The organism is Rhodocyclus purpureus, from assembly GCF_016653115.1.
Taxonomy (GTDB): Bacteria; Pseudomonadota; Gammaproteobacteria; order Burkholderiales; family Rhodocyclaceae; genus Rhodocyclus; species Rhodocyclus purpureus.
Genome location: NZ_NHRX01000035.1, coordinates 22,134 through 28,414, shown reverse-complemented (window position 1 = coordinate 28,414; position 6,281 = coordinate 22,134). Strand labels below are relative to the sequence as shown.

At 65.2% G+C, this 6,281-nt stretch carries 6 protein-coding genes and 1 tRNA gene; all 7 read right to left on the bottom strand.

The genetic code is table 11. The annotated features are described in order from the left end of the window. Positions 1–299: 299 nt before the first annotated feature. The 7 genes from CCR84_RS07330 to folD all read right to left on the bottom strand — a co-directional run bounded on the left by CCR84_RS07330 (position 300) and on the right by folD (position 6,193). Positions 300–935 (bottom strand): response regulator transcription factor, encoded by a 636-nt coding sequence (locus CCR84_RS07330; protein ID WP_201210956.1) that lies wholly within the window; start codon positions 933–935, stop codon positions 300–302. Further along, on the bottom strand, positions 932–2,734 hold the full coding sequence (locus CCR84_RS07325) for a sensor histidine kinase (RefSeq protein ID WP_201210955.1): 1,803 nt from the start codon (positions 2,732–2,734) through the stop codon (positions 932–934). Before CCR84_RS07325 ends, CCR84_RS07330 begins: the two co-directional genes overlap by 4 nt. 186 nt (positions 2,735–2,920) lie before the next feature. After that, positions 2,921–2,996 (bottom strand) — tRNA-Ala (locus tag CCR84_RS07320). A 56-nt stretch (positions 2,997–3,052) separates the two neighbouring features. Then, positions 3,053–4,084, bottom strand: a complete 1,032-nt coding sequence (locus tag CCR84_RS07315; protein ID WP_201210954.1) for an L-threonylcarbamoyladenylate synthase — start codon at positions 4,082–4,084, stop codon at positions 3,053–3,055. A gap of 127 nt (positions 4,085–4,211) precedes the next feature. Next, positions 4,212–4,709, bottom strand: a complete 498-nt coding sequence (gene purE / locus CCR84_RS07310) for a 5-(carboxyamino)imidazole ribonucleotide mutase (RefSeq protein ID WP_201210953.1) — start codon at positions 4,707–4,709, stop codon at positions 4,212–4,214. A gap of 250 nt (positions 4,710–4,959) precedes the next feature. After that, the gene (locus CCR84_RS07305; RefSeq protein WP_201210951.1) at positions 4,960–5,301 is read right to left on the bottom strand and encodes an SMR family transporter; all 342 of its coding nucleotides are present in this window, start codon (positions 5,299–5,301) and stop codon (positions 4,960–4,962) included. Between the two features lie 16 nt (positions 5,302–5,317). Beyond that, positions 5,318–6,193 carry a bifunctional methylenetetrahydrofolate dehydrogenase/methenyltetrahydrofolate cyclohydrolase FolD gene (gene folD, locus CCR84_RS07300; protein ID WP_201210949.1) on the bottom strand — a complete coding sequence of 292 codons (876 nt, stop codon included), beginning with the start codon at positions 6,191–6,193 and terminating at the stop codon, positions 5,318–5,320. Positions 6,194–6,281 lie beyond the last annotated feature (88 nt).

The window sequence follows — 6,281 nt, the reverse complement described above, 5'->3', positions numbered from 1 at the left end:
GCTGGGCTTGCGTGGGTCATCGATTTCGGACAGACACTCCATCAGGCAGCCCCCTTCCGTCGCTCTCATGCGCTTGGCTCAAAGGCACGGAGTAGATGCGATTTTGAGAAAGGTTGCAAGATGAAGCCCTATCCTCTTGAAGAGGAGGGACTATTTCAGGCCGGCAATCTCATTGGAAAAGATGCTTTCCGAGTGCGGAAGCCCTGGCTTCCCCCCTCTTTTATCTATGAGGTCAAGTGTAGGAAGAGAAGTCGGGATCGCCTATCCGCTCATTCGGTTAACACAATAGCCGAAATCGATTAGTCGAGCCCGTTCGGGTCGGCGCGCAGGATCAGGCGTGCCAGTTCGGCCGCACTGCTGGTCCCCGTTTTCTCCATTACATGCTGGCGGTGGACGTGCACGGTGTTGTCGCTGATGTTCAGCTGGCGCGCCGCTTCCTTGTTGGCCAGGCCGAGGGCGAGCAAGCGGGCGACTTCGTACTCGCGCACAGAGAGGCGGTCGAGCACTTCCCGGGCTTCCCGGTGGCGACGATTGGCGGCATGGCGTTCGAGGCTGAGCTGGACTGCCCTCTCGATGGTATCGAGGAACAACTGGTCCTTGAACGGCTTTTGCAGGAAGTCGACGGCGCCATTCTTCATCGCCTGGACCGCCAGTTCGACCTCGCCGTGGCCCGTCATGAAGATGATCGGAAAGGGTGAGCCGGCAGCGCGCAAGCGACGTTGCAGTTCCAGCCCGCTGATGCGCGGCATGCGGATGTCCAGCACCAGGCAACCACCGCCGGCATGCAATTCCGGCGCCACCTGCAGGAAGGCTTCGGCGGAATCGTGGCCGACCGCCTGCCAGCCGACGGATTCGAGCAAAAACAGCAGGGAGCGACGAAAGGGGGCTTCATCGTCAACGACATGGACGACGGGCATCGACTCGGGTGAGCTCATTGGGTCCTCCTGGTGTCGGTATCGCTGCTTCGGGCAAGCGGGAGGGTAAAGCGGAAGACGATGCCGGGATCGGCATCGCGGGCGCGCAATTCACCGCCGTGCGCTTCGACGATGGTCTTGCAGATGGGCAGGCCGAGGCCCAGACCGTCGGGCTTGGTGGTAAAGAAGGGCTCAAGGAAATGTGCCTGCAGTTCCGGGGTCAGGCCGGGGCCGTGGTCGCGAACCTCGATGGCGCAGCGATCATCTTCCCGTTCGAGACGGACTTCGATGGGGTGTTCGTCACGGGTCGATTGCTGGGCGTCCCAGGCGTTCTTGAATAGATTGAGCAGCACCTGCTGAATCTGGAGGGGGTCGACCAACACCTGGCGGTCCGTCGGGGCCAACTCGTGCAGGAGCACGATGGGCGAGTTTTTCGACAGCATGCCGCCGATCAGCCCGCCAGCCTCGCGTACCAGTTCGGTGATATCGCACACTTCCTGTTTGCGGCTGCGTTTTCTGGCAAAGCTGCGGATGCTGGCAAGAATGCCGGCAGCACGCTCCGATTCGTTGGCAATCTCTTCTGCGGCCTGGCGCAAGGCTGTTTCCGAGAGCGTGCCGCTGTCCTGGCGGCGCAGCAGGCTGCGCGCATAGTTCCCGATGGTGGCCAGGGGCTGATTGAGTTCGTGCGCCAAGCGACCGGACAGTTCGCCGAGAATCGACAGGCGTGACAGATGATCCATCTGTTGCTGCCCGGCCAGAACCCGGGTTTCCAGCTGATGACGCTCGTCAAGGACCAAGGTCAGTTCCCTGGTCCGCCGTTGAACAAGGTGCTCAACGTGCAAGGTGTACGCCGCGCCGGCCAGCATGACGAGCAGAAGTCCCAGGGCCCAAGGCCAATAGCGGTGCAGCAGCGACTCCCAGTTGGTTTCACGCAGGAAAGCGTAGGGACCGATCTGCAATTCGCGCAGCAGTTCGTGGACCGGGTGATAATCGGCCGGAACGCTCCACGATTGCTGATGGTTATCCGGGGGCAGCGAAAGCAGTGCGAGCAGGACTTCGCGGGAAAGGGCCGGCGGAGTACGACTGGCTGCGGCAAAGGCCCATCCCGGATAGAGTGGCGAAGTGACGACACAATCGATCACTTCCGAGCGTGGCGAGACGACACGCAGTTGACCGATGGGCAGGCTGCCTTCGTGCTCCAAGCGTTCGAGCAGGCAGGCGCGCAGGATGCCGGCATCGGCCCTGCCATTGACAACAGCATCGACCACCTTGCGCATCGGAAAATCGGTGAACACGGGTTTGACCTGCCCATCTTCAGGGTCCAGTCCGATCCTGCGCAATTCGGCACGGATCAGCTGGTAACCGCCAAAGGCATCGGGCGACACCGCGGCCAGTGCCTTTCCCCGTAGGTCTTCCAGGCGCTGGATGTCCTCGCGCTGGTCGAGTACGACAACAGCCGAGCCTACGACATGCTCTGGATTGGTTATATTGCCGGCGACTTGGCTGGCAATCCGTGTGATGCCGCTCTGGGCTTCGAGGGTGACGTAATGGCCGGGGTTGGTCACGACAAAATCGAGTTCCCCTGCCTGCAAGGCTCTTGCTATCCCGTTCAGGTCGAAATGGCGCAATTCGATATGCTTGCCGCCCAAGCGCTCTTCGAGGTCATTGACCAGTGAAGACCAGCGGATTTCCGCGTCTTCCGAACCCTGCCAGGCAAGGACGCCGACTCGCACGGCATCGGCTGCGTGGACGACGCAAAACTGCAAGCTACCGATGAGGCAAATCAGGAAAAGGCGGGTCGTACGCTTGGATAAGGTCATGAGGCGGAATTCTCAATAATCCGACCCAGTCTTTGCAGTCGGTTCACCAGTTCGTGATCGACAGTAGCCTGCTCTGCATCGACGACCGTGAGCAGGAAGAACCCTGATGGTGCTCATCGAGCTTCCTGGCATTGATCCAGAAAAGCAAAAAGCCCTGATTGCTCAGGGCTTTTTCATGTGTCCGGGTGGTGGAGAGGAAGGGGATCGAACCCTCGACCTCCGCATTGCGAACGCGGCGCTCTCCCAGCTGAGCTACCCCCCCACGCGATTGCGAGATTATAAGCGGGCAGACGGCGAAAGAAAAGCCCGCGCCGGTGCTCAGGCACCGGCGCCGCAGGCCGCGCGGCGCAGGCGGTCGGCGACGGCGGCCCACTCCCCGGCGGCGGGAACGGCTTCGGCCAGTATCAGGGAAACGCCGAGCGCATCGACCTCGCGCAGCGCCGCGTAGAGTTCGCGGGCAAAACCCTCGGCGTCGGCCGGCAGCCAGCGCGTATGCAGCGACAGGAGCTCGGCCGTCTGCCCGGCCTCCGGCAGGCGGCGCAGGACGGCGATGGACCGGCCCGCGCGGGCGGCCTCGCCGATGGCGGCGTCCACTTCGGAAGCAGCAAGGAGGCGCAGCGGCGTCCGTGGCGCATAGTGCGCCGACAGCGATCCCGAGACGCGTGGGGCGTCGGTGGTCGCTGCCTTGCCGGCGACTTCGACCTCGACGCCGGTGGTGCGCAGGATCATCTCGGGCGTGATCGCCCCCGGGCGCAGCAGGCGCGGCGGAAAATCGGGGCCGCGCGACAGGTCGAGGATGGTCGATTCGATGCCGACCGGGCAGGCGCCGCCGTCGAGAACGAAGTCGACGGCATCGCCGAGTTCGGCGCGCACGTGTTCGGCCGAGGTCGGGCTGATGCGGCCGAAGCGGTTGGCCGAGGGCGCGGCAAGGCCGCCACCCGGCTTGCCCGTTCCCGGGGCCGGCTCGCTGGCGGCGAAGGCGCGCAGCAGCTGCAGCGCCAGCGGGTGTGCCGGTACGCGCACGCCGACCGTGTCCTGCCCGCCGGTGACGGCGTCGGGGACGCCGGGGGCGCGCTTGAGGATCAGGGTCAGCGGGCCCGGCCAGAAGTCTTCGGCGAGTTCCCAGGCCAGCGGCGGGATCTCGCGCGCCCATTGTTCGAGCCAGGCGGCGCCCGGCAGATGGACGATCAGCGGGTGATCGGCGGGCCTTCCCTTGGCCGCGAAGATGCGCGCGACGGCCTCCGGATTGGCGGCATCGGCGCCGAGGCCGTAGACGGTCTCGGTCGGCAGTGCGACCAGACGGCCGGCGCGCAGCAGCTCGACTGCCCTGGCGATGGTGGCGCTATCCACGGACGCTCATCCAGTCAGAAAGTGGTTTGAGGGGCATGGCGTATTCCACCCGATGCAGCACGAATTCGCGGCTTACGCCGCTCCCACGAGAGGCTGTCGCAGGAGCAGCGCAGCGGATCAGCCGCGATCAGGGCAGATCGGGCAGGGTCTTGGCCAGCACCTTCTCGGTCTGGCGGGCGCGGAAGTCGGCCAGCTTCACGGCCATTGCTTCGTCGGAGAGCGCCAACATCGAGACGGCGAAGATCGCGGCATTGGTGGCCCCGGCCTCGCCGATGGCGAAGGTCGCCACCGGGATGCCGCCGGGCATCTGCACCATCGCCAGCAGAGAATCGAGCCCCTGCAGGTGCTTCGAGGGCATCGGCACGGCCAGCACCGGCAGTTGCGTCTTCGCGGCCAGCACGCCGGCCAGGTGCGCGGCACCGCCGGCAGCGCCGATCAGCACCTTCAGCCCGCGCCCGGCGGCCGAGGAAGCGTAGTCGAGTGCGGCATCCGGCGTGCGGTGCGCCGACAGGACCTTGGCTTCGTAGGGGACACCGAAGCTCTTCAGCGTTTCGGCGCAGGCGCGCAGCACCGGCCAGTCGCTGTCCGACCCCATCACGATACCGACGAGCGGCTGATTCGACATGTTCATCTCCTTGAATTTAAATTAACGGTCATGGCGAGTTGCGCCATCCCAGGGCATGAAACACGCCCATTCACTTCATTACCGTCATTGCGAGGTGCGCAGCGCCGTGGCAATCCAGTTCGTTCTTCTATTCAGCCCTACGCACTGGATTGCCACGCCCTGCGGGCTCGCGATGACGAGCTGCTGTACGGGGACGGTTGCTTCATCCCTTTGTAGTTCACGATAAACCTTGGCCGCTTGGCGGACGCGCTCAGTGCGCCACTGCCGAGGAAAAGACGTTGATGACGACGACGCCGGCGACGATCAGCGCCATGCCGACGACGGCGGCGAGGTCGAGGCGCTGGCCGTAGAGGACGACGCCGAGCAGCGCCACGAGGACGATGCCGACGCCCGACCAGATGGCGTAGGTGACGCCGACCGGGATCCGCTCCAGCGTCAGCGACAGGCAGTAGAAGGCGAGCGCGTAGCCGGCGACGACCACGAGCGAGGGCCACGGCCGCGTGAAGCCCTCGGCGGCTTTCAGCGCCGAGGTGGCGATCACTTCGGCGACGATGGCGACGCCGAGCGGCAGGTACGGCGAGCCGCCGAACATCCGCCCGCCCGCGGGATCAGCCCTGGCGCGCCGCCACGCGCTCGGCAGCGAGCAGGGTGTTGGCGAGCAGCATGGCGATGGTCATCGGGCCGACGCCGCCGGGAACCGGGGTGATCGCCGACGCCACTTCCTTCGCCGAGGCGAAATCGACGTCGCCGCACAGCTTGCCGGCGTCCGGCTGGCCTTCAGGGACGCGGTTGATGCCGACGTCGATGACCACCGCGCCGGGCTTGATCATGTCGCCGCTGACGAAGCGCGGCTTGCCGATCGCGGCGACGAGGATGTCGGCACGACGCGTGTGGAAGCCGAGGTCGGCGGTTTTCGAATGGCAGATCGTCACCGTCGCGCCGGCGGCGAGCAGCAGGAGCGCCATCGGCTTGCCGACGATGTTGGAGCGGCCGATGATCACCGCTTCCTTGCCCTGCAGCGAGACTTCGCCCTTCTCCAGCAGCTTCATCACGCCGTGCGGCGTGCACGGGATGAAGCGCGGATTGCCCTGCGTCAGCGCGCCGATGTTCTCGGCGTGGAACCCGTCGACGTCCTTCTCCGGCGAGATCGCTTCGAGCACGGCGTCGGCGTCGATGTGCTTGTGCAGCGGCAGTTGCACGAGGATGCCGTGGATGGCCGGGTCGGCGTTGAGCGCCGCGATCTTCGCGAGCAGCGCCTCGGCCGTCGCGTCGGCCGGCAGGACGATCTTCTCGGAGTGGAAACCGGCCTGCGCGCAGGCATTGACCTTGTTGCGCACATAGACCTGCGAGGCCGGGTCTTCGCCGACCAGGATCACCGCCAGGCCGGGGCGTGCGCCCTGCGCCGCGAGGGCTTCCGCGCGTAGCTTGAATTCGGCGCGCAGTTCCTGTGCGAGCGCCGCGCCGTCGAGAATTTTTGCCGTCATGTCGAACCGCCGCTATAAAAATAAATCCCTCCCGGCACCCAGCGCGGGAGGGATTCAGATTCTACCGCAGAAAGCGGTGGCGAAATCG

What these genes read in the sequence shown, in the direction of transcription:
- CCR84_RS07330 (WP_201210956.1), bottom strand. Translation starts at nt 935, where the DNA reads ATGAGCTCACCCGAGTCGATGCCCGTCGTCCATGTCGTTGACGATGAA.
- CCR84_RS07325 (WP_201210955.1), bottom strand. Translation starts at nt 2,734, where the DNA reads ATGACCTTATCCAAGCGTACGACCCGCCTTTTCCTGATTTGCCTCATC.
- purE (WP_201210953.1), bottom strand. Translation starts at nt 4,709, where the DNA reads ATGTCGAATCAGCCGCTCGTCGGTATCGTGATGGGGTCGGACAGCGAC.
- CCR84_RS07305 (WP_201210951.1), bottom strand. Translation starts at nt 5,301, where the DNA reads ATGTTCGGCGGCTCGCCGTACCTGCCGCTCGGCGTCGCCATCGTCGCC.
- folD (WP_201210949.1), bottom strand. Translation starts at nt 6,193, where the DNA reads ATGACGGCAAAAATTCTCGACGGCGCGGCGCTCGCACAGGAACTGCGC.